Source organism: Chryseobacterium electrogenes, from assembly GCF_053553015.1.
Window position 1 is genome coordinate 2,987,142 of sequence record NZ_JBNPPB010000002.1, and the last position, 24,123, is coordinate 3,011,264.

A 24,123-nucleotide genomic window follows, 5' to 3' on the forward strand; every position below is an offset into this window, starting at 1 on the left:
AAATAGCACTATTTTTAATCTTCAATATCATAAACTAATCGGAAAGATTTCCGATGATGGATGGTTGGGCCGTATTTCATTAATGCACGTTGATGCACTTTTGTACAGTATCCAAAATTCTTTTCCCAACCATACTCTGGGAATTCTTCGCTTAATTCTATCATTAACTGATCTCTGTAATTTTTTGCAAGAATAGAAGCTGCGGCAATAGATAGATATTTACTATCTCCCTTTATGATACAATGATGAGGTATGAAGTTATATGGATGGAATTTATTACCATCCACTAATATTAATTCTGGACGAAAAGTTAGTCCATCAAGAGCATTATGCATCGCATGGATACTTGCGTTGAGAATATTGTGTTTGTCGATGAAATCTGGTGGTAATTCTGCAATTTTATAATCAATCACGTTGTTTTTGATATAAATATCAAGCTCATTACGGCGTTTATATGTTAATTTTTTAGAGTCATTAACCAAATTTTGCTTAAAATTGTCGTCTAAAATGACAGCTGCCGCGACTACTGGCCCGGCTAAACATCCTCTTCCTACTTCATCGCAACCAGCTTCTAACAGGTTGTTAGAGAATCTCTTAAGTAATTCCATAATTATTTTCTATTTGTCGATTTTCACTGAAAAACATTTACCTATTACCAATGTGTTAAGAAATATTTAACTTTTTTATTGTTTATGTTGTTAAAGTTTCGCAAATTTGTTTTATTGAAAAATTTAATTTGATATGAAAAAATTAACAACAAGCGTTTTAGTTGTAGCGCTAACATCGTCCTTTGCGATGTTATCTGCACAAACAAAGCCGAAAGATACGGCTAAAACGACAGATATCGAAGGCGTAGTTGTAACTGCCTTGGGTATTAAGAGAGAAAAAAAATCATTAGGTTATGCTTCTCAAGAAATTAAAGGAGAGGTATTATCTGATGCTGGCCAGACCAATGCTCTTAGTGCATTATCTGGTAATGTGGCAGGGGTACAAGTTACTGCTCCATCATCTATGGGTGGATCTACAAGGATAACAATGAGAGGTATTAGCTCTGTTACAGGAGAAAACAGACCTTTAATTGTTGTTGATGGTATCCCGTTAGATAACTCTAATGTTAACAGTGTAGATACTCAAAGAGGTGCTGGTGGGCGTGATTATGGAGATGCTACCTTTGATATTAATCCAGATGATATAGAAAGTGTAACTGTACTGAAAGGGGGACCTGCGGCAGCTTTGTACGGATATAGAGCTGGTAACGGTGCTATTATCTATACAACGAAGTCAGCTAAAAAAGGTAGAACAGAGGTGCAATTTAATACAGGTGCTTCTTTTGAAACTATTTATATCCGTCCGAAATTACAAAATATGTATGGTGGTGGATTAGAATCAGAACTTCCTACTGCTGTTATTGGTGGAAAAGAATATAATGTAACAGAATTTGGAACAGATGAAAGCTGGGGACCTCGTTACGATCCTAACTTGATGTATCTAGCTTGGAATTCTTTCGATCCAGAATATGCTTCTGATTATATGAAATTAATCCCTTGGGTTGCTCCTAAAAAAGGTGTTGATGATTTCTTTAGAGTTGGGACGACATACACCAATAACTTCTCTGTTTCAAAATCATATGAAAATACGAATGTTAGATTATCTTATACTAATACCAAAATTAATGGTATAGTACCTAATTCTAATATTAAAAAAGATAACCTTAGCTTAAATGTATCTTCTCAATTGTCTGATAAATTAAAAGCTGATGCTGTAATTAATTATGTACATACAGAAGGTTTTAACAGACCAGAACAAGGTTATGGCGATAACTCCGTTGCTCAGAAATTCTATCAATGGGGACAAAGACAGCTAGATTTTTCAAAATTGAAAGATTATAAATTGGCTAATGGCATGCAGAGATCTTGGAACAGAACATCTGTAGCAGATGGTACTCCTAACTTCTCAGATAACCCATATTGGACTATTTATGAAAATACATCTGCTGATAACAGAAATAGATTTTTTGGTAATGCTGGTTTAACATATAACTTTTCTAAAAAATTATATTTAGTAGGTAAAGTTTATGGTGATACTTACTCACAGACTATCACATCTAGGGTAGCGATTGGGTCAGCAGCAATGTCGCAGTTTAATGTTCAGAAAAGAACTAATTCAGAATTTAACTACGAGACAAGATTACATTTTAATGACAAGTTCGGTGACTTTAGTTTAAATACATTTGCTGGTTTCAATATTTTGAACCGTAAGTGGGATATACTTAATGGAAACTCTGTTGGAGGGTTAATTATCCCAAACCTATATAATCTAACTAACAGTAGAGAGAGTCCAACATCATCTAATGCATCTTATCACCTTGGTGTGAAGAGTTTGTTTGCTTCAGTTTCATTAGGCTATAAAGATTTATTATATGTTGAAGCTACTGGTAGAAACGATTGGTTTTCTATGTTAAATGATGATCAATTCTATCCGTCAGTAACGGGAAGTTTTGTGTTTTCTAATGCTCTAAAGGCTGATTGGTTATCCTTTGGTAAGTTAAGAGCTGGTTGGTCTAAGATTGCAGGAGGATCAGATCCTTATATTAGAGGAACTTATGCGATAATAGATAAGCCATTCGGTAGTCCGGTGTATTCAATGCCAGCAACCCGTGGTGAGCGTATGATTAAACCAGAAATCAAGACAACCAAAGAAATTGGATTAGAGGCTAGTTTCTTTAAAAATAGATTTGGATTTGATGTAACTTATTATGATGTTAAATCAACAGACTTAATTATACCTCTTCCAATTGATCCTGCAACGGGTTATGGCTTTAAGCGTATTAATGCTGGAGAAATGACTAACAAAGGTATCGAAGCCATGGTTAATATCGTGCCGATTAAAACCTCTGACTTCTCATGGGATCTAAGCTGGAATTTCACAAGAAATAGAAATAAACTCGTAGAGCTTCAGGGAGATTTACAAAATTATATCTTAACCAGTGCTCCATTTAGAGCACAATTAGCGGCTCAAGTTGGTTATTCTTATGGTGCGATTTTGGGGACTGATTTCGTATATGATAATAATGGCAATAAGGTGGTTGCGTCTAATGGTTTTTATAAAGCATCAGCCATTAAACCTTTAGGCTCTATATTACCTGAATATAATATGGGCTTTAGAAATACCATGAAATATAAAAGCGTAAGCTTATCTTTCTTGGTTGATATACAGAAAGGAGGAAAATATTTCTCAACTACTCACATGTGGGGGATGTACTCAGGTATGTTAGAAGAGTCTGCATTAGGCGGTCGTAGAGAAGATGGTGTTATCCTTGCAGGTGTAAAAGAAGACGGCTCTGTTAATGATATCTTGTTAGATGCTCCAACTTGGGGAGGTAGCTATTATAATACTGTAGATGCACAAAACGTTTTTGATGCAAGCTATATTAAATTAAGAGACGTAACATTGGCTTATGATTTACCAAAATCAATTATCGGAAATAATTTACAAGGGGTAAGGATATCTGCTTTTGCGAGAAATCTTTTTGCTTGGAACTTAGCTTTTAAAGGAGTAGATCCTGAGAATACAGCTTATGGTTCTGGTAATATCCAAGGACTAGAAGGAGGGTCTTTACCTTCAACAAGAACATTTGGACTTAATGTTAACTTTAAATTTTAATTACGATGAAAAAAATATTTTCAATACTATCTATAGTTAGTTTATCCTTAGCAGTAAATAGCTGTTCAGATAAATTTGATGAGATTGATATTAATTACAATGCTACAGAAAATCCTTTACCGATAGGTTTATTTAATAATGCCAATAAGGAATATATGGATTATACTAGAGATGGATGGGTTTCTGCAAGAATGATGCTACCATGGGTACAATACTCTGCACAAAGACAATATACCGAGGAAGATAGATATCAATATAGATTAAGTACTGCTACTCAATATTGGACAAGATCTTACTATGTAGCTACTGATTACAAAAAAATTATTGATCTTAATACCGATCCTGCAACTAAAATACAAATGGCTAATTATGGTCCAAATGAAAACCAGATTGCAGCTTCGAGAATTATGTTGTCGTATGTATTCTTAAATTTAGTAGATGCATTTGGAGATGTTCCATATTGGTCTTATGGTAATAAAGATGCAGATTTTCAAGCATTAAATGTTGATGTTAATCTACAGCCAAAATTTGCTACACAACAGAAAGTTTACACTGATATCCTAAAAGAGCTGAAAGAAGCATCTGAAATGATAGATACTAAAAGTAAAATATTATCATCAGGTGATAGAATATTTGGTTCTGGGGCAAAACTTAAGAAATTTGCTAACTCTTTGAGATTAAGAGTTGCAACCAGAGTAAAAGGCGTTGTACCTGGAGCTGAAGCTCATATTGCAGATGCAATTGCTTCTGGTGTTATGACATCTAATGCAGATACAGTTGGATTGACATATGAAAGTAACTTAGTTAATCCATCACCATTCTTTTCAACCTATTTAGAGAGATCTGATTTTGCAGTAGCAAAGCCATTTGTAGAATTGCTAAAAGGGCAAAAAGGAAATTACGGTGAAGATCCTAGAATTTTTAAATATGCTGCTCCGACAGGTACAAGTGCATCAGTTATTAGAGCTCAGACTATAGGAGAAGCGCAAACAGCAAGCCAGATTGCAGGTATGCCTTACGGATTACCGAGTACTATGGCTCCTAGCCAGGCTCCTTCTGCTAGTTATTTTGGTAGAACGATTTTAAGACCAAACTACACAGAAGTATTCATGGAGTATGCTGAAGTAGAGTTTTTATTAAGTGAAGCAAACGGTTGGTCAAAAGACCATTATGAAAAAGGAGTTAAAGCTTCTATGGAAAGATGGGGTGTAGACGGATCTAAAATTAATGATTTTGTAAATAAGCTTCCTGCAGCTAATGCGCAAAACGTATTGACTCAGAAGTATGTTGCATTATTTATGCAACCTAATGAAGCTTGGGCTGAGTATAGAAGAACAGGTTATCCTAATACATTATTATTACCTGGTCAGACCGCTAACCTTAATGTACCTACCGCTACAGGGTTAACAAGTTATACTTTTACATCATTAATTGCTGATCTAACTGATCTGCCAACTAGACTTTATTATCCAACGACTGTTCAAACTTTGAATAAGAGTAATTATGAAGCAGCTTCTCAATCTATTGGAGGAGACAAGATGAATACAAAGTTGATTTGGGATAAAAACTAATAATTCCTAATTATTATATCATAACCGCCTTCGGGCGGTTTTTTTATTTTCGTAACTTTGCCATTATTATTTTAGAAGATGAATATAAAAGACAGCATACAACAAAAAGTTTCTGAGATTATCAATAAGCTTTTTCAGATAGAAGATATTAAGTTAGAAGTTCAGCAGAATAAAACTGAGTTTGAGGGGGATTTTACCATTGTAATTTTTCCGTTGGTTAAGTTGCTTAAGAAAAGTCCGGATGCTTTAGGCGTAGAGTTGGGGAATGAGTTGACTAATGAAGTTGATTTTATAGAAAGCTATACCACTGTAAAAGGTTTTCTTAACCTAAAAATTAAAGAATCTCTGTTCTTAGAGAATTTTATTGATGTTCAATTTGACTTTGATACTGTTGAGCCTAAGAATAAAACAGTGATGGTAGAATATTCTTCGCCTAATACCAATAAGCCGTTGCACCTTGGGCATATTAGAAATAATCTTTTAGGTTTTTCTGTTGCTCAGATTCTAGAAGCAGACGGATTTGATGTTATTAAAACTCAAATTATCAATGACAGAGGCGTACACATTTGTAAGTCTATGTGGGCTTGGCAACAATTTGGAAATGGAGAAACACCAGAAACTAATCATGTTAAAGGTGACAAATTTGTCGGGAACTATTACGTAGAATTCGATAAGAAATATAAGTCTGAAATCAAACAAATGATGGAAGATGGCATTGACGAAGAAACGGCTAAAAAGCAAGCGCCTTCTATAATTGCTGTTCAAAAAATGTTGTTGGATTGGGAGAAAGCCGATGTTGAGGTTAGAGATCTTTGGGCGATGATGAACAGCTGGGTTTATGATGGTTTCAACCAAACTTATAAAAGATTGGGCGTCGCTTTTGACAAAGTTCAGTACGAAAGTAATACCTATATTTTAGGAAAAGACATTATCCAAGAAGGTTTGGCCAAAGGCGTTTTGTTCCAGAAAGAAGATGGTTCAGTATGGTGTGATTTGACAGACGAAGGTTTGGATCAAAAACTATTATTGCGTTCTGACGGTACTTCGGTGTACATGACGCAAGATCTAGGCACGGCGGTAGAACGTTTTAAAGATAACGACATTCAGAAGTTGATTTATACAGTTGGTAACGAGCAAGATTATCATTTCCAGGTATTATTTTTAATCATGAAAAAGTTGGGTTACAGTTGGGCAGATCAATTGTTCCATTTATCTTATGGAATGGTAGAGTTGCCGAATGGTAAAATGAAATCTCGTGAAGGTACCGTTGTAGATGCAGACGATCTAATGCAGGAAATGTACGAAACGGCAAAATCAAAATCTGAAGAATTAGGTAAATTAGAGCATTTAACCAACCAAGAAAAAGAAGAATCTTACGAAAGAGTAGGGATTGGAGCGCTTAAATATTTTATGTTAAAAGTAGATCCGAAGAAGAAAATGCTCTTTAACCCAGAAGAAAGTATTGACTTTAATGGTAATACAGGACCTTTTATCCAATATACTTATGCGAGAATTCAGTCTTTGTTAACCAAAGCTCATTATGTGCAGACAGCTTTAGATCAAAATTACAGCATTAACGCCAATGAGAAAGAATTGGTGATGGTCTTGTCTAATTTTAAAGAAGTGATCAGTAAAGCAGCAGAGCAATTAAGTCCTGCACACGTCGCTAATTACGTCTATGAGTTGGTTAAAACCTATAACTCTTTCTATCAAAACAATCCAATTCTTAATCAAGAGGACGAAACAGCAAAACAATTCAGACTTCAGGTTTCGGATTTAACCGCTAAAACCATCAAGAAAGCCTTATCGCTTTTAGGTATTGGAGTTGTTAACAGAATGTAATTTTAATTGAAGTTAAACGTTATTTTTAAATATTTAAAACAATGAAATTAAGATCAAAAATATTAAGTTTTAGTTTGTTGATGTTGTTTGGTATTTTAGCTCAAGCACAAATTGTTAATGCCAAGACAGAAACGGTTAAAATTTCTGGAAATTGCGGGATGTGCAAAGAGAATATCGAAACCGCAGGTAATGTTAAAAACGAAGCTTCTGTAGTTTGGAATAAAGACAAGAAAACAGCAACCATAACCTATGACGCTAAGAAAACATCTAAAGCTGAGGTACTGAAAAGAATTGCGCAGGCTGGTTATGATAATGAAAGTTATGCTGCTTCTGGAGAAGCTTACAGAAAATTAGAAATGTGCTGTCAATACGACAGACCGAAAACTAAAACTAAATAAAACGAATTAGCTAGTAACAAAAAGCGTCTCAGAGTATTTCTGAGACGCTTTTTTATTAATTATATTGGAAACTCTTGATGACTTCCAGAGTTTTATCAATTTCATTTTGGTTGATCGCATGTGATATAAACCACGTTTCATAGCCACTTGGCGGAAGATAAATCCCGCGCTCTAATAAGTAATGGAAAAAATTATTAAACAGAGAATGATTGGCTTCTGCTGCTTCTGTAAAATTAGAAACCGCGTTAGTATGGAAGAAAATAGACATCATGCTTCCTTTTCTGTTAATACGGTGCGCGATGTTTTTCTCATTAAGAAGTTTCCCGATTTCGAAATCCAAAGTTTCTGCCGTTTTATTCAATTTAGAATAAAAGTCAGGATCAGATTTTATGAGTTGTAAAGTCGTTAATCCAGCACGCATGGCTAATGGATTTCCGCTTAATGTTCCTGCTTGATAGACATCGCCATAAGGCGCAAGATAATTCATGATTTCATTTGGTCCAGCAAAAGCACCAACTGGCATTCCGCCACCGATAACTTTTCCGTAGGTTACAAGGTCGGCTTTAACACCAAAAACTTCTTGTGCTCCACCAAAAGCTAACCTGAATCCCGTCATCACTTCATCAAAAATCAAGAGTGTGCCGTGCGCATCGCATAGCGTTCTCAACTTTTGTAAAAACTGATTTTCTGGCAATACACAACCCATATTTCCTGCAACAGGTTCGATAATAATCGCCGCGACTTGACCTTCGTTAACTCGTAAAAGATCTTCTACTTGCTCAATATCATTGTAAGTCGCAATTAAGGTATCTTGCGCCGTCCCTTTTGTAATACCGGGAGAACTTGGATTACCAAAAGTAGCTAGACCACTTCCAGCCTTAATTAAAAATGAATCAGAATGCCCATGATAACAACCTTCAAACTTGATAATCTTATCACGTTTTGTGTAACCTCTGGCAAGTCTTATCGCGCTCATGCAAGCTTCAGTCCCAGAAGAAACCATTCTAACTTGGTCGATATTAGGTACATTTTCTACGATAAATTTAGCAATTTCTGTTTCTAATTCGGTGGGTGTCCCAAAAGAAAAACCATTCTCCGCTTGTTTTTTTATTGCTTCCAGAACTTCAGGATGTGTATGTCCCAAGATCGCTGGTCCCCAAGAGTTGATATAATCGATGTATTGACGATTATCTTCGTCGGTAAGATAGGCACCTTTAGCTGATTTCATAAATAAAGGAACGCCTCCAACAGATTTGAAAGCTCTTACAGGTGAGTTAACACCTCCAGGAATATATTTTTGTGCCTCGTCAAATAGGGCAGAACTTCTTTGATATAACATTTTATTTTAAATAATTAAGATCTTGGTTTTCTACTTTGGAGATAAATAAGTTGTCCAACGCTTGGTTGTTGTCCTTCATCCATTCTGTTTTTTCTATAAAGTTTGCTGAGTTTAATCGCAAATTTTTGAGAAATATCATACATGGTTTCGCCAACTTCGGCTTTATAAGTCGGGATATTTCCCGTTGATGATTTGCTGTCTAGAAAGACAATAGCATTCTTTTTAAGCTTGTTAGTCGTGAGATCATTATATTTCATAATGCATTTTTCACTAATACCAAATTTATTAGAAATTGTCGCAACATCAGTATCCACAGGAACGATAAAGAATTTTTTTCCGTAATTAGGATGATTCTTTACCAAAATATTTTTGATTAAAGTCGCTCGTGTTTTGGTGTCTATAATCTGATTAGCTGCCTGTTGTTGATTAGTATAAGAAGTCTGTTGATAAGGTACTTCTACAGTTACTGGTGGCGTTTTAACATTGGTTTTATTTTGACTTAATTGTGCCATGAAAACGGCATCATTATTAAGAGCGGGATACAATTTTAAAACTGCATATAGAACATCTTTAGAATTGGTGTTGTCAAACTCGTAAAGTTTGTACTTTTCAATTTTATCAATTAATATGTGGGCATAACGAGGATTGGTAGCGTAACCTGCTTTTTTAAGACCGTGTGACCAAGCTTTGTAATCTTTCATATCCAACTTAAAAAGATTGGTGTAATATTTTCTTGTGGCTAAAAAAATAGAGTGGTCTTCATAAGATTGTCTGGGATCGTCATAGACTCGGAAGCATTCATTAGGCGCATCATCGGTATGTTTCATGGTTTTTCCTGTCCATTCTTCTTTACATTTTATCCCAAAATGATTATTGCCTTGTTGTGCCAATCTACTTTGTCCACCGCCGGTTTCTAACAAGCCTTGCGCCAATGTTATACTTGCGGGGATTTTGTATTTTTCCATTTCTTCTACGGCATACGCTGCAAATTTTTGGATGTATTGGTCATCGGTTTTCCACGTTTGAGCTTTTGCAAAACCAAGAATTCCTAAAAGGAGAATACCCAATATTTTTCTCATAAATTGTTATTTATCTTTTATTAAAACCGAATTTAATTGTTGTTTAAAACTCAATTAATAATTTGTTTTTCTTTTTCAGCCAATCATTAGCGCCAGAAATCCCTTGTAGACCGCCAGTATGAAATGCTAAAATGCGACTGCCTTTTTTAAAATAATTTTCATCAATCAAAGCCAACAGTTTTTCCATCATTTTTCCTGTGTAAATCGGATCCAACGGAATGTTATAATCTTGGTAAAACTGATTAATAAAACGGATGTTATCTTCAGTTATTTTACCATATTTAGCCTGAAAAGCTTCTTTTAAACTAAAATTATCTTTTTGACTCCAATTAGTTATCAATTTTTCCAAAGAATCATCTTTCACAACTTTGATGCCAATGACTTTTTGATGTTGCTCTGCAAATTTTGACAAACCAGAAATCGTTCCGCCAGTGCCAACCGCACAACAAAGATAATCAAAATCTTTAGTTTGCTCACTGAGCATAAATTGTATGCCATTAACAGCGTCGTTATTACTTCCGCCTTCGGGAATAATTAGGGCGTCGGGAAATTCTAATTGTAATAATTGAGTCAATTTAGATTGATTGCGATAATCCTCACGCGTCACGAATCTTAGCTGCATTCCGTTTTGTTGCGCTTGGTAAAGAGTTGGGTTTTGCGAAGTGGATTCTTGCAATTCTTCACCTCTGATAATTCCTATCGTTGGGATATTTAATTCTTTTCCTAGAGCAGAAACCGCAGCAATATGATTAGAAAAAGCGCCGCCAAATGTAATAATTAATGGCGATTTTTTTTTTAATTCTAAATATTGAATGATGTTATAATAAAGTTTCCAAAATTTGTTTCCAGAAATACTTGGATGCACGAGATCTTCTCTTTTTATAAAAAGCTCGACATCCGCATTAATTGGGATTTTAACAATCGGAATTTCAGTATTGAATGTTAACATGGATAGAAAGAAAAAAAATCCGCAATCTAATTGCGGATTTTGATATTTATTTAGTTTTCTCGATCAGCGTTTTTACCGCTTCTATTACTGCATCAGAATCAATTTTATATTTCTTCATCAATTCTGTTGGCGTTGCCGATTCTCCAAAAGTATCATTAACCGCAACAAAAGCTTGTGGCGTTGGACGATTCTGAGCTAGTACTCTTGCTACAGATTCTCCCAATCCGCCTAAGATATTGTGCTCTTCTGCGGTAACAATTTTACCTGTTTTTTCAACTGACTTTAAGATGATTTCTTCATCCAAAGGTTTGATGGTATGGATATTAATTACTTCGCAAGAAATGCCTTCTTTTTCTAAAGCATCTGCCGCTAATAAACTTTCCCAAACCAAGTGTCCCGTTGCTACGATGGTAACATCCGTACCTTCTTGTAATAAAATACCTTTACCAATCTCGAAAGGCATATCTTCTGGGATAAATACAGGCACTACTGGACGCCCGAATCTTAAATAAACAGGGCCTTCATGAGCAGCAGCAGCTAGAGTTGCAGCTTTAGTTTGGTTATAATCGCAAGGATTAATAACGGTCATCCCAGGAAGCATTTTCATCATTCCGATGTCTTCTAAAACCTGGTGTGTTGCGCCATCTTCGCCCAAAGTAAGACCTGCGTGAGACGCTGCGATTTTTACATTTTTTTCTGAGTAAGCGATAGATTGTCTAATCTGGTCATAGACTCTAGAGGTTGCAAAATTAGCAAAAGTACCCGCAAAAGGGATTTTTCCATTAATGCTAAGACCTGCTGCTAAGCCCATCATATTGGCTTCTGCAATCCCTACTTGGAAAAATCTTTCTGGAGCTTTCTCTATAAATTTTTCCATTTTAAGAGATCCAATAAGATCTGCACAAAGTGCTACAACATTAGGGTTGGTATCTGCTAATTCTGCTAAGCCTGCGCCAAAACCAGAACGTGTATCTTTTTTTTCGGTGTATGTATATTTCATGATGATTTTAAATTTTTATAATGCGGTTTTTGACCTGCAATTTTATTTTAATCTAAATTTTTTAAATAATGATCAAGCTTCTTTTGATCTGATTGGTTAAGTTTTTCTTTGATTTCTAGAAGGTAAAGAACTTCTCGTCTAATCTCGTCCATGGTTATTTTTTCGTCAACAGAATTATATTCGGTTTGTGTGAGGTACATATCGCACACTTGACCTGCATAATTATAAAGATGTTTGCCTAATTCTTTATGATCAAAACTAGGGATGTTGCTTTTAAGATCTTTACAATAAGCGGGGATTTTAGAATACAATTCGGCATTGCTAGGATTATCGATTGCTAAACCTTCTGAGGCTTTCGGGTCTGTTTTATAAGTGGATTGATAATTAGGAATCCAATCATACTGAGTCCCAGAGGCAGAATCTACGTTTGCATAATCCGTTTCTATATTTCGGTAAACCGTCATGAGAGAGTCCGACTTTCTCTGTTGACGCATTAAGGCAGATTGATGATCATAATGCACATAAGCTTCTGTTGGTGTAATCTTTTGTAATACTAATGCTTCATCATCATATTCTTTGACATTGCCTGCTTTAAGAATAAGACCTTTAAGGTTGTTGCCGTTGGTTTTAGTTGCTGCAAACTGATCGATAATTTTTACCAAAGTTGGGAAATTATTAATCTCGTTTTTTTCGTCAAGACAAATTTTTATACGGCGATCTTCCTTATCGTTACTATCTTCTTGAAGGTTAGTATTAAAATCAATTAAATAATGTTGGCACTTGTATCCAAGAATAGTTTCTGATGTTTTAAGTTTTTCGGTTTTAAATTTAGAATCTTGATTTTTCGTGAAATCCATTCCAGAAAAATAAGAAGAAAACCAAGATTCTTTAAGCTGATTATTAAAATCAAAAGCAACAGGGCTCATCCCAAGATTATCTTGATAAAACATGACTGGCACGCCATTAAGATCAAGCATTGTAAGGGTTTCTCCTTTTGCAGAAGATAATGACTTGATTTTAGAAAAAGGAATCGTTTTATCTTTAGATTCAACTTTATAAGTTAATTCTTTAGTAAAATTGATTTTCTTTTCTTGTCCTAATGTCCAAAAACTCAATAATAAACCAATTAATAAGAAGCTCGCTTTTTTCATTGTAAACGTTGAGGAATTAGTAGTCTTCCGGCGCTTCTAAATGTAATTGTTGGAAAGCGTTTTCTAACTGCTCATCGTTAGGCGCTTTACCATGCCAAGAGTGGCTGCCCATCATATAATCTACACCTTGTCCCATTTCTGTATGTAACATAATTGCGACAGGTTTTCCGTTTCCTGTTTCGGATTTTGCTTTTTCTAAAATGGCAATAACAGCTTCTAAGTCGTTTCCGTTTTTCTCTTCTAAAACTAACCAACCGAATGCTTCTAATTTTGCATGCAAATCGCCTAATGACAATACATCATCTGTATCACCATCAATCTGACGACCGTTATAATCTATTGTTGCAATGATATTGTCCACTTTTTTTGCAGCACCATACATTAATGCTTCCCAAACTTGTCCTTCTTGTAATTCTCCATCACCATGAAGTGTATATACAATTGAGCTATCACCATCTAATTTCTTAGCTTGAGCAGCGCCCAAAGCAACAGAAAGACCTTGTCCTAGAGATCCAGATGCAACTCTAATGCCTGGCAAATGATCGTGTGTGGTTGGATGTCCTTGTAGTCTAGAGTTTAGCTTTCTGAAAGTTGCTAATTCTGGAACTGGGAAAAATCCAAATCTCGCTAATGTACTATACAATACAGGAGAAATATGACCATTAGAAAGGAAAAATAAATCTTCGTTTTTACCTTCCATAGTAAAAGGTAATTTGTAGTTCATCACTTTGCCATAAAGCGCAGTGAAAAATTCTACACAACCAAGAGATCCGCCTGGATGTCCGCTATTAACAGCGTGTACCATTCTAAGGATATCTCTACGGATTTGTGTTGCGAGTGGTTTTAACTCTTCAATAGATTTGCTCATTTTTATTTTTAATTACTTTGTTTTCAAAATTACGATTTTAGTTTGGCTTTCTCAAATGCAATAAAACATTCATTAGAAAATACTAACAGCCTTCTTCCATCCCTACAGAAACTTCTACAACGATATTATTTTCTAAAATAAAACTCAGATAAGTGCCTGCATCACTATCCTGTAGATTGAAAAAAGCTTCTTTGCTTAATTTATTATATTGATTTACAGAAAAGTTAGGATAATTTCTATACGCTTCAATCAGTTGATCTCTTGTGTTACCAACGCCCATACCACTTTTTGTTTTGAATTTTGTGCTTTTTGTTTTGATAACATAAAGTTGTTTTTGAGTTGGCTTATATTCTCCCACCCATTGATCCATTATCTTGATATCGACAGATTCTCCGTAATAGTTTACTTTATTAGATTTTTCGTAATCCTCGAAGCTTAATAAGTTTTTGTTGGCAATTTTATCGGCTTCAGCTTTTGGCATAAAGACTTTGAAATCTCCAATTCTTAAGGTTGAAATTTCAAAATTTTGAGCAAAAGAAAAAGAGCTTGTTGCTAGTAAAAATAATAGGCTAAATTTTTTCATAATTCAATTTTTTATCTGAAGTGTCTTTAACTAAATATAGTCCAATGAAAGTTAACAATCCGTTGAGCGCGATGAGCTCTACACCGATTTTGTAAGATGTGTAATTGAGAACTAATGCATTGATGATGTATGTTAAAATAGGTGCAATAATGGTTACCGTCAAGATACTGTATTTTTTGGTAATGAGATGTTTTGTAAAAATCCCGAAAGCAAATAAGCCCAACAATGGTCCATAGGTATAGCCTGCAACTTCCATTATAAGATAGACAATAGACTTATCATTAATAGCCTTGAAAATCATTATTAAAATAAAGAAAATGATTGTGAAAATTAAATGGACTTTCATTCTTAATCTTTTCTTTTCTTTTTCGGTTTTGTCTTTGTTATCGTTCATATTGAGGATATCCACACAATAAGAACTTGTCACCGCTGTTAGCGCGCCATCCGCTGAAGGAAATAAAGCCGAAATTAATCCGATAATAAATATTACCGAAATGAAGATAGGGAAATAACCCTGTAATGATAAGGCTGGAAAGAGATCATCACCCATGATATTTTGGAATTGTCCTGCAGCATCTTTCATCCCGAAGGCGTAAGATAGAGTTTCTTTGCCATCTATTATTTTGCTTGTGGTGAGATATTCTGCGCCATTTTCTAGTGCAAATAAATAGAGCAAGCCACCCAAAAATAAGAATGCCAAGTTAACAATAAGTAAAGTCCCAGCAAAGGTTAACATATTCTTCTTGGAGTTTTTGAGATTGTCCACAGAGATGTTTTTCTGCATCATTTCTTGGTCTAATCCTGTCATCGCAATGGTGATAAACATACCGCCAATAATGGTTTTTAGGAAAAAGGTTTTGGATCTAAAATCCGTATTAACAAGATGCGTGTAATCCTTTTCTTTCAATAAAGTATAAGCATCACCAAAGGAAATGTTAAGATGCGTCAATATATAAATGATACAAGCTGCTAGACTTATAATCATAAAAGAAGTCTGTAGGGTGTCTGTAATCACAATTGTTTTTACGCCACCTTCAAAAGTGTAAAGCAAGACCATTAATAATAATATTGCTGCAGTTACCCAAAACGGAACGCCAATTTGTTCTAAAAGAAATATTTGTAAAACATTCACCACCAGATATAATCTTGCAGTTGCCCCGATAGCTCTAGAAATAATGAAAAAGAAAGATCCAATCTTATGCGCTTCTACATTAAATCGTCTGCCGAGATATGTGTAGATAGAGGTGAGATTCATCCGGTAATATAAAGGAAGCAAAATGGCAGCAACAATAAAATAACCAATGAAAAATCCAATGACCATCATATAATATTCAAAGCCACCAAAAAGATAATCACCACCCGTCATCTTGCCAACAGTACCAGGCACAGAGATAAAAGTAACGCCACTTAAGCTTGTGCCAATCATCCCAAAAGCGACTAGCCACCATTTACTTTTTTTATTACCAATAAAGAAGGATTGATTGTCTGAGTTTCGACTTGTGAAATAAGAAATCACCAATAATCCAATGAAGTATATAAAAACAAACGATAGCAGTAAAGTGGTTGGACTCATTAATATATTTTTAAGAAAAACAAAAATAACTTTTTAGCGGGATTAATTACCATTTATCATTCATAAAAATCACGATTGGGACTAACTTTATTATATAACTAAAAATTAATAATAACAAAAAGTTAATCTTATGCTTTCTGTTAATCACTGTATCTTGTTTTATATTATGATATGTATTCTTAATTAGAGCAAACTTTTTTATTGACAAAATTTTGTTAAAAATTGGTTTCTAATTAGAAATCCTAGTATTTTTGTGATAATGAAAAGATTGATTCCTCAATTAAAGGTTTTTAAAATCATCAGTATTCTAGCTCTAATATTAGTGTTAGTGTTGACGCCTTGCGGGATAAAACAATCTATGAAGCAGATTTTTAATATAGAAAATCTTAGCTCTCACAATATAAAATCTAGTTCTTACTGTCAATATATTTCGTTAACAACGACGCAGAAATCTCAATCTGTGGCTATTAAAAAAGAAAATTCTAAGCTTTCTTTTTTGAAATTTTCTAGCGAAGTATTGGTTACACAATCTAAGTCTAATTTCTTTTTTAAAGTCAGATCTGTCCCGCTATATATTCTCTATCAACAATTGCGGTATTCTTTAATTTAATATTTTAACTCAATCCAATGCATTCTTCAAAGTGTGCTAATTTTTAAGAATTAAATTAATTATGACTACTAAAACAAAAAAAATAATGAAACTAGCTTTCAATGTAAGCTTTATTGGCTTGATGTTATCTATCATCTTTGTGCCAGATGTTAAAGCAACAATGCAACAAGGATTAATGAAATTAGGATTTTTCAGTCCAAAATTAGATGAGACAACCATCCTTGTACCAAGCGATCATCTTAATGCTGATCCTAACAAACTGGCTAATTATAAGATGAACCTCACAGATCAAAGTGGAAAAAAAGTAAGCTTAGAAGACCTGAAAGGAAAAGTTGTTTTTATTAACTTTTGGGCAACATGGTGTGGTCCATGTATTGCTGAGATGCCTTCTGTACAAAAGCTTTATGATAAATTTAAAGATAACAAAGATTTTGCATTTGTCATTTTAGAAGCCGAAGGTAATAAGGCAAAAGCAACTAAATTTATGCAAAACAAAAAAATGACTTTGCCTCTCTATTATCCTGCTGGAGATTTTCCTGCAGAGTTTTTCCGAGGAAGCTTACCAACAACCGTTATCTTAGACAAGCAAGGTAATATTGCTCATATCACAGAAGGTATGGCAGATTATTCTGGACAAGATATTGTGGATTTCCTTAACAAAGTCAGCGCAATGCATCCTTAAATTTTTTTTAAAGGAAAATATTTACAATCCGAGTATTAGTCTAATGCTCGGATTTTTTAATGCCTTTTTTGTTGGGTAGCATTCTGTTAATCAAAAAGTATAGACCTATTCCCGAAATTGTTAAGATTGATGCAGATCCTATCCAAAGCGTATCAAATCCATAATTGCTCGCAATGTTAGTTCCTAAAAATGGTGTGATAATAAAGGAGATAGAAAATGCAATCCCATTAAGTCCCATATAAGCACCTTTATTACCTCTTTCTGATCTCATGGCGGTCACAGTTGACATAAATGGTAAAGCCAATATTTCTGCAATACTGAGAATTGTCATCGATAATAATAGCATAATAATATGATGATCTACCGCTAATAAACTGTAGGCGAAAGCGCAGGATATAGCGCCAATAAGTAGCGTCTGAGCAATGCTAAGATATTTCTCTGCCAAGTTTACCATTAGCATTTCTAACATAACAATTATAAAGCCGCTATAACCTAATATATAACCAATACTTGCTTGATCTAGATGTGCAACTTCTTTATAAAAGATCGGTATTGTATTGAAAAATTGAAAGAAACAGACCGCAAAAATCATACATAAAAAACTAAACAGCAAGAAGGGGAAGTCTTTATAAGGTGATTGTTTTGGTTGTTTTATACTGAGATCTATAGGTTTTAATTTTTGACTTTCTTTAAATGTTTTATTCCTTTTTTTGAAAAACTGAATATATATAATCCCAGCCATCAAAGCGCCAATTGCATTGAAAGCAAATAAAAAGTTGTAAGAAATCGCAGACAGAATACCGCCAAGCGCAGGGCCAATAGAAAATCCAAGATTCACTGCCATTCTGTTTAATGAGAAAGCTCTTGTAAGATTTTCTGGTCTCGCATATTTGGTAATGGCTACCGAGTTGGCTGGTCGGAAGGATTCTGTAATACAACTTTGGATAAGAATAATAATCGCCATGCCTTCTATGGATGGAAAAAATCGGAATTAATAAAAATAAAGGCGCACTAAGAAAAAGACTCAGTACTTGTACCCAATATTCACCAAATTTATCGGTAAAATAACCACCAATCCAGTTTCCAAAGACTGAACCAATGCCATAAAAGGATAACACAATTCCGGTGTTTTGTAATGAAAAATTAAGATGATCTGTCATGTAAACACCTAGAAAAGGAAGTACCATAGAGCCAGATCTATTAATGAGCATTACAATAGATAACATCCAAGCTTCCTTGGAAAGGTTCTTAAAAGAATCGGTATAAATACGTAATAATCTCACAGCAATAATCTTTAGAAATGCAAAGGTATAGCTTTAATACTGATAGTATTATATTAAAGTTAGGTTAAAAGCTATTGCTGAATAAAGAAATAGACATGAAAAAAAAGGTCTAATTCTGGAGAATTAAACCTTTTTTATATTAATAAGCTGTTTCGTGGACTTTAACGGCTCGTCCGCTAGGGTCGTTCATCGTTTTGAAAGCTTCGTCCCATTCTAAAGCAATTGGTGTAGAGCATGCTACAGAAGGTACAGAAGGTACACAACTTGCCGCACCATCGCTTGGGAAATGTTCCTCAAAAATAACACGATATCTGTATTCTTCCTTGCTCATTGGAGTATTTACAGAGAAACGGTATTTAGCATTTAGCATCATTTCGTCTGTTACTTCATCTTCGGCAACTTGTTTTAACGTATCAATCCAAGAGTAACCTACGCCGTCGCTAAACTGTTCTTTCTGTCTCCAAGCAATACTCTCTGGTAATAGATCTTCGAAAGCTTTTCTAAGAACCCATTTTTCCATTCTGTCTGGCGTAATCATTTTGTCTTTTGGGTTAATGGTCATGGCGATATCCATAAATTCTTTATCCAAAAATGGGACACGACCTTCAATTCCCCAAGCCATAAGAGATTTGTTGGCTCTAAGGCAATCGTAAAGATGTAGTTTTCCTAACTTTCTTACAGTTTCTTCATGAAAAGCTTGTGCAGAAGGTGCTTTGTGGAAGTATAAGTAACCTCCAAATAATTCATCAGAACCTTCGCCAGAAAGTACCATTTTAATTCCCATAGACTTGATGACTCTTGCTAGAAGATACATTGGCGTAGAAGCTCTTATGGTTGTAACATCGTAGGTTTCTAAATGGTAAATAACATCTTTAATAGCATCTAATCCTTCTTGTACAGTATATTTTATTTCGTGATGAACGGATCCTATATAATCTGCTGCTTTTTGTGCAGCTGCTAGATCTGGCGAACCTTCTAGTCCAACAGCAAAGCTATGCAATCTTGGGTACCAAGCTTCTTGAGTGTCTCCACTTTCAACTCTTTGTCGCGCAAATTTTGCAGTAACCGCAGCGATGATGCTAGAGTCCAGGCCACCAGAAAGTAAGACACCATAAGGAACATCACTCATTAATTGACGATGTACAGCTTCTTCTAGTCCTTTTCTGATTGCATCTATATCGGTAGGGTTGTCTTTTACGTTTTCGTAGTTTTCCCAATCTCTTTTATACCATTGTTGTAATTCTTGACCATCTTTACTGTAAAGAAAATGTCCAGGAAGAAATTCTTCAATCTTATTACAAACACCTTCTAAAGCCTTTAGTTCTGATGCGACGTAGAAGCTACCATGTTTGTCCCAACCCATATATAAAGGTACAATTCCCATGTGATCTCTACCGATGAGATAGCAACCATTTTCTTGATCGTACAATGCAAATGCGAAAATGCCATTCAGTTTTTCAAGGAAATTTTTACCGTCTCTTTTGTATAGAGCTAAGATAACTTCACAATCGGATTGAGTCAGAAAGTCGTAGTCTGGGAATTCTGTTCTTAATTCTTGATGATTATAGATCTCGCCGTTAACAGCCAAAACCGTTTTTTTATCTTTTGTAAATAAAGGTTGTTTACCAGAAGTAGGATCTACAATAGCTAACCTTTCGTGGGAGAAAATTACTTTGTCGTCAGCAAAAATCCCAGACCAATCTGGTCCGCGATGTCTTATTTTTTTTGACATTTCTAGAATCTGAGGACGAAGCTCTTCTGTTTTTTGTTTTGCATCAAACAAGCATAATATTCCGCACATAAATTGTGATTTTTTAGTTTAAAAAGTTAAATATTTAAATCAAAATTATGTGTTAAATGTTTAAATCAAAATTAAAATGTTTGATTTGTGTATATTATTCTATTATTGTTTTTATTTTAGAAAATTATTAACTATTTATATGCAATAAGTAATTGTTTAGTTGATTTTTTTAGGTTAGTAATCTTGTTTGTTGTTATTGATAAAAAAAATAGGTAAAAATGTTGCGTATTCAATTTTTTTTGTAAATTCGCATTGCTTTTGAAAATCAATTCTTAGGACGTGATTTTCTTAACATAGATCAATGTTAGTTTTTGTTTTAAGACTGACATTTGCATCTCAATAATTTTTTTTCATCATTTGTGTTTTTACCCTTGCTTCGGCAGGGGTTTTTTATTTTCCTAGTAAGATACCTGAGACATTCCAAGAGCTGAAACTATTTCCTTCGTTAGCTCCCTGAGGAATTTTAATCATAATGCTATGTTTTCCTGCTTTTAGATTGCCAAGATTAATATAATAAGGATTAGTCACTGTAGCAGGACACCAATTACTTCTGCTAAGGTCTGAGGATGATAAGCCGTCCGGGAAATTACCAGAAGCCGGATTGAAAAGCCTGTAGCTACCACAATCGTTACGCCAAGGTGTTACTTCGTGTATTAATTTTCCGTCTAGAAATATAGAATTGGTTTTCGGTAAAAATTCGTCACCATTGTCCCAACCTCCATGGCCTGTTGCGATATAGCGTAATTGCGCATCCTTAAAATCTTTTTCTAAGATAAAGTCTATCTCAAGACCTTTGTCGTTATTAAACATTGTGGCATATTCTTGACCTGCCATCTCCATTATGTTAGTGGTGTTGAATAAAGGTAAAGCTTCTGTATTACTCCAGACTTGTTGTTGACTGTTGTGGATGGTTAACTCCAGAGAAATCTTATGCCCGCCTTTGTCATAATTGCCAATATAAACTCCAATCCAGACTTCTTTATTATCCAATTGAGGAATTAGCTCTGTGATATCCTGACGGTATGGGACAATGGTGTGCCATGTTTTATCTTTTAGTTCTATGTGATTAAATTTTTGAACGCCAAAAGGTGTGAAGAACCGCATCAGCTCTATTGTAGTATCGTAATTCTCTGTCGATGTAACACCTTGATAAGTTTTTCCGTTTCCGTTTTGGTAAGTTGGTAATCCTTTGATTCCGTTTTTTAAACCATCTAAAAAGCTTATTTTTTTGGACTCAGGAATTAAAAAAACACTGCCAGTTCTGTCATAGGCATCACCATTAGATTGTTCTTTAAGCTGTGCAAAGACTAGGTTTCCTTGTTCGATTTTGGGAAGTTTTATTTTCTTCAAAATAATAGTTCCGTTGGCAAATCTTAATATATTGTCATCAGATTTTGATTGATCAGAAAAGTTAATCACTTCATCTTCAAAAATAGGAATTGTTGTAAATCTGCTTTTCCATACGAGATCTTTGTAGGTTTTTACATCATAATTTTTGGCACTAGAAATATCTAGAGAAAGCTTGTTATTTTTAGTTTTCTTTAAGCTGATAGCCTTGGTAAGAAAGTTTTTATTACGTTCTATTTCTAGGACTAACCCAAGATTTTGTCCAAGAATCTGAGGGCTTCCTTTAATTTTCAATTCGTTGGTAAACCATATTTCAATCGTGTTAGAGTTAATTTTGGTCACAGCTTTTGTACAATTATAGCCCAATATTTTCTTAGTTTCCGTTGTTATCTCAAAGTTTTGTTTATCTATTATATCACGATCTTCGGACATAATGACGTCATTGCTTTTAAGAAAAGTATAATTATTAACCCAATTTTTAGTGTGATCTATTAGGCTTATTTCAAAAGGGAAATCTGCTTTTTGTTGGATGACTTTTTCGTTAAGAATAAAGGTTTTTTCGGCATCTGTATAAATGATGATTGGATTTTGATTTTCGATTTCAGAGCCGTTAGAATATGATTTGTAGGTAATCTCATAGGATTGAGATTGCAAAATAAGACTTAGTAAAAGAGCTGTAAAAAAAAGTGTTGCTTTCATATATTGCTTTTCTGAAAAAAGATTAATCTGTACCTTTAATTTGTAATTCTGTAATGATGTTCTTCAGCTTCTCTCGGTCGTTTTTCTCGAGCGTTTTCCATATAAAACCAGACTTTATATCATTGTCTTTTATAAGCTGAGGGAAAATACCTAATTTCTCATATCGAGATAAAAGATTAGACGTGATTGCAGGAACTGGCGTATCAAAGCTAAAAGGATAGTTTTTTACAGTGTTGAATTTTAAATTTCCTATCTGATGAGAAGTAAATTTTTTAAACTCATAATGACTAGGCTCTAAAAACTGTTTTTTATTGAATCCCGACATCATACTTCCTAAATTAAAACTTGGGATTTGCTGTTGTAAAATTGTTGGTAATGACAATAAAATCAGTACGCAGACAGAAAGCCCCAGGCTTGATATTTTCCCGAAAGCATACCAACTTTTATATAAAAGAATAAACCCGAAAACTAAAAAAACATCAATAAAAAATCGATATTGTGCTGATATAATAATGACAATAATACTTTTTAGGAGGATCGATAAGAATAATAATGTGTATACTTTTCGTTTTTTTATGATACAAAAAAAACCGAAAGCAATTAATGTAATAATAAAGGCTAGATTGATCTTAGATTTGATTCCGTCCAAAGTAAGCCAATGATAAAGATAATCAAAAGTGGAGAAGTTTCTAATTTCGTCAATGCTATATTGAGAATCAAATGTTTTTGTTAAACCAAATTCTGACGATATTTTTAGTAATCCTGGATGAGGTTTCCAAGCTAGATTAACATCGAATAACTCTATCGGGAAAATAGGATAACCAAAAAGATAAAGGTTTTTTATTGTAAATATTATAAATATTACAGCACCCGGAATTAATAATTTTAAAGATCTTTTTTTCAATACTAAATAGTAAATGCCTGTAAATAATGGTAACCAAATCATTGTTGGTTTAATACAAAATATAAATACGGATAACGAAAATAAAAAAGAACTTTTTTTAGAATGATTAAGAATTTCGTTTAAGATAATTAGAGATAATGCAAGTACGGGCAAGTCGGGACTTGGAGATTGTGTAAACAGCATCAAGATTGGGACAAATGTCAATAATACCCATCTTCTGCTCTCGAAGGTATAGATGACAAAAACAGAAAGTAGAAAGACGTTTATCCTAAAATAAATGTCAATAAAATGAGAAAAACCACTTTGATAAATATGCCAAAAAGAAGTTTGCCCAATGATGATGTCTAGATTAGAAATGCCTTTTACCAATCCAAAGTTTTTCAGCCATTCAATTGTGGGGACATAATACCCGAAATGATCTAAGATAAAAGGGTAGAAGCTTCCTGAGAAAATTATTAATCCTATCAATACATAGAAAAAAGGACCTCTTTTTATAAGGAATTTCCAATAAGAGAGATAGTTTTTATAGTAGATGAAACTCGATATTCCAATTATTGAAAATATAATTTCTAGGATATAATTTAATGGAAAAATAAAAGCTAAAATTGTCCATATAATCGTCGTCGTCATTATAGATAAAAGAAGCTTAAGAGAAAGACTCTCTATGTCTAATCTAAATAATCTCGCATACAGATTACCTAAACCTGAATTGACGATGATTAATAATAATAACGAAAGTAGAATATAAAGCATAAAAAAGAATTGCCTAAAAATAAGAAAT

At 34.1% G+C, this 24,123-nt stretch carries 18 protein-coding genes and 1 pseudogene; 6 read left to right on the top strand and 13 right to left on the bottom strand.

The genetic code is table 11. From position 1 onward, the window contains the following. Positions 1-14 precede the first annotated feature (14 nt). On the bottom strand, positions 15-608 hold the full coding sequence (rnhB, locus tag ACQQ6V_RS13770; protein WP_448846075.1) for a ribonuclease HII: 594 nt from the start codon (positions 606-608) through the stop codon (positions 15-17). A gap of 133 nt (positions 609-741) precedes the next feature. Between rnhB and ACQQ6V_RS13775 the strand changes: the two genes are divergently transcribed. The 4 genes from ACQQ6V_RS13775 to ACQQ6V_RS13790 all read left to right on the top strand — a co-directional run bounded on the left by ACQQ6V_RS13775 (position 742) and on the right by ACQQ6V_RS13790 (position 7,474). Then, a complete protein-coding gene (locus tag ACQQ6V_RS13775; RefSeq protein ID WP_448846076.1) occupies positions 742-3,663 on the top strand; it encodes a SusC/RagA family TonB-linked outer membrane protein in 2,922 nt (973 codons plus the stop codon). 5 nt (positions 3,664-3,668) lie between these two features. Continuing rightward, a complete protein-coding gene (locus tag ACQQ6V_RS13780) occupies positions 3,669-5,234 on the top strand; it encodes a SusD/RagB family nutrient-binding outer membrane lipoprotein (protein WP_448846077.1) in 1,566 nt (521 codons plus the stop codon). Between the two features lie 78 nt (positions 5,235-5,312). Continuing rightward, the gene (argS, locus tag ACQQ6V_RS13785) at positions 5,313-7,076 is read left to right on the top strand and encodes an arginine--tRNA ligase (protein WP_448846078.1); all 1,764 of its coding nucleotides are present in this window, start codon (positions 5,313-5,315) and stop codon (positions 7,074-7,076) included. Positions 7,077-7,117: 41 nt separating this feature from the next. Continuing rightward, a complete protein-coding gene (locus ACQQ6V_RS13790) occupies positions 7,118-7,474 on the top strand; it encodes a heavy-metal-associated domain-containing protein (RefSeq protein ID WP_448846079.1) in 357 nt (118 codons plus the stop codon). A gap of 55 nt (positions 7,475-7,529) precedes the next feature. Here the strand turns inward: ACQQ6V_RS13790 and hemL are convergent, their stop codons facing one another. The 8 genes from hemL to ACQQ6V_RS13830 form a co-directional block, all read right to left on the bottom strand. Beyond that, on the bottom strand, positions 7,530-8,813 hold the full coding sequence (gene hemL / locus ACQQ6V_RS13795) for a glutamate-1-semialdehyde 2,1-aminomutase (protein WP_448846080.1): 1,284 nt from the start codon (positions 8,811-8,813) through the stop codon (positions 7,530-7,532). Positions 8,814-8,827: 14 nt separating this feature from the next. Further along, positions 8,828-9,892, bottom strand: coding sequence for a glucosaminidase domain-containing protein (locus ACQQ6V_RS13800; RefSeq protein WP_448846081.1), 1,065 nt, complete (start codon positions 9,890-9,892; stop codon positions 8,828-8,830). A 43-nt stretch (positions 9,893-9,935) separates the two neighbouring features. Next, positions 9,936-10,841, bottom strand: coding sequence for a 1-aminocyclopropane-1-carboxylate deaminase/D-cysteine desulfhydrase (locus tag ACQQ6V_RS13805; protein WP_448846082.1), 906 nt, complete (start codon positions 10,839-10,841; stop codon positions 9,936-9,938). A 46-nt stretch (positions 10,842-10,887) separates the two neighbouring features. Then, positions 10,888-11,841 (bottom strand): transketolase family protein, encoded by a 954-nt coding sequence (locus ACQQ6V_RS13810; protein WP_448846083.1) that lies wholly within the window; start codon positions 11,839-11,841, stop codon positions 10,888-10,890. Between the two features lie 47 nt (positions 11,842-11,888). Continuing rightward, entirely contained in the window at positions 11,889-12,992 is a 1,104-nt protein-coding gene (locus ACQQ6V_RS13815; protein ID WP_448846084.1) for a hypothetical protein, read from the bottom strand. Positions 12,993-13,008: 16 nt separating this feature from the next. Next, a complete protein-coding gene (locus tag ACQQ6V_RS13820; RefSeq protein WP_448846085.1) occupies positions 13,009-13,860 on the bottom strand; it encodes a transketolase in 852 nt (283 codons plus the stop codon). Positions 13,861-13,942: 82 nt separating this feature from the next. Further along, entirely contained in the window at positions 13,943-14,443 is a 501-nt protein-coding gene (locus ACQQ6V_RS13825; protein WP_448846086.1) for a hypothetical protein, read from the bottom strand. Next, a complete protein-coding gene (locus ACQQ6V_RS13830) occupies positions 14,430-16,016 on the bottom strand; it encodes a sodium:solute symporter (RefSeq protein WP_448846087.1) in 1,587 nt (528 codons plus the stop codon). Before ACQQ6V_RS13830 ends, ACQQ6V_RS13825 begins: the two co-directional genes overlap by 14 nt. Positions 16,017-16,275: 259 nt before the next feature. On the opposite strand from ACQQ6V_RS13830, the gene ACQQ6V_RS13835 reads away from it, so the two are divergent. Next, complete coding sequence (locus ACQQ6V_RS13835; protein ID WP_448846088.1) at positions 16,276-16,626, top strand: hypothetical protein; 351 nt, start codon at positions 16,276-16,278, stop codon at positions 16,624-16,626. A gap of 85 nt (positions 16,627-16,711) precedes the next feature. Beyond that, on the top strand, positions 16,712-17,308 hold the full coding sequence (locus tag ACQQ6V_RS13840) for a TlpA family protein disulfide reductase (RefSeq protein WP_448846089.1): 597 nt from the start codon (positions 16,712-16,714) through the stop codon (positions 17,306-17,308). A 40-nt stretch (positions 17,309-17,348) separates the two neighbouring features. Here the strand turns inward: ACQQ6V_RS13840 and ACQQ6V_RS13845 are convergent. The 4 genes and pseudogenes from ACQQ6V_RS13845 to ACQQ6V_RS13860 form a co-directional block, all read right to left on the bottom strand. After that, positions 17,349-18,534, bottom strand: a pseudogene (locus ACQQ6V_RS13845) (MFS transporter). Between the two features lie 196 nt (positions 18,535-18,730). Continuing rightward, the gene (gene asnB / locus ACQQ6V_RS13850; RefSeq protein WP_448846090.1) at positions 18,731-20,392 is read right to left on the bottom strand and encodes an asparagine synthase B; all 1,662 of its coding nucleotides are present in this window, start codon (positions 20,390-20,392) and stop codon (positions 18,731-18,733) included. A 390-nt stretch (positions 20,393-20,782) separates the two neighbouring features. Continuing rightward, entirely contained in the window at positions 20,783-22,438 is a 1,656-nt protein-coding gene (locus ACQQ6V_RS13855) for a GLPGLI family protein (RefSeq protein WP_448846091.1), read from the bottom strand. Between the two features lie 22 nt (positions 22,439-22,460). Further along, positions 22,461-24,095, bottom strand: coding sequence for an LIC_10190 family membrane protein (locus tag ACQQ6V_RS13860; RefSeq protein ID WP_448846092.1), 1,635 nt, complete (start codon positions 24,093-24,095; stop codon positions 22,461-22,463). Positions 24,096-24,123: the final 28 nt, after the last annotated feature.